A 579-nucleotide genomic window follows, 5' to 3' on the forward strand; every position below is an offset into this window, starting at 1 on the left:
CCGTCCGGCAGCACCGCGCCGGTGCGTGGATCGACGATCTCCGGGTAGAAGTGGTCCTCCCAGATGTGCAGCCCGTCCTTGGTCTCGACGCACTCGCTGGCGACCCCCGGCCCCATCACCTCGGACAGGCCGTAGATGTCGACGGCATGAAGGTCGAACGCCTCCTCGATCTCGGCCCGCATGGCGTTGGTCCACGGCTCGGCCCCGAAGATGCCGACCTTGAGCGAGGAGGCCCGCGGGTCGAGGCCCTGGCGGCGGAACTCGTCGAGGATCGCCAGCATGTAGGACGGCGTCACCATGATGATGTCGGGCTTGAAGTCCTGGATCAGCTGGACCTGGCGCTCGGTCATCCCGCCCGACATCGGGATCACCGTGCAGCCGAGCCGCTCGGCCCCGTAATGCGCGCCCAAGCCCCCGGTGAACAGCCCGTAGCCGTAGGCGACGTGGACCAGCATCCCGGGCCGCCCGCCCGCAGCCCGGATCGAGCGCGCCACCACGTCGGCCCAGATGTCGATGTCGGCCTTGGTGTAGCCGACCACGGTCGGCTTGCCGGTGGTGCCGGATGAGGCATGAATGCGG

The 579-nt window shown here is 69.1% G+C and carries 1 protein-coding gene; it reads right to left on the reverse strand.

From position 1 onward, the window contains the following. Window positions 1–579: AMP-binding protein (locus VP06_RS33045; RefSeq protein ID WP_048468063.1), on the reverse strand; the 579-nt coding region annotated here is incomplete at both ends.

This window comes from Methylobacterium aquaticum, assembly GCF_001043915.1.
GTDB classification, from domain to species: domain Bacteria; phylum Pseudomonadota; class Alphaproteobacteria; order Rhizobiales; family Beijerinckiaceae; genus Methylobacterium; species Methylobacterium aquaticum.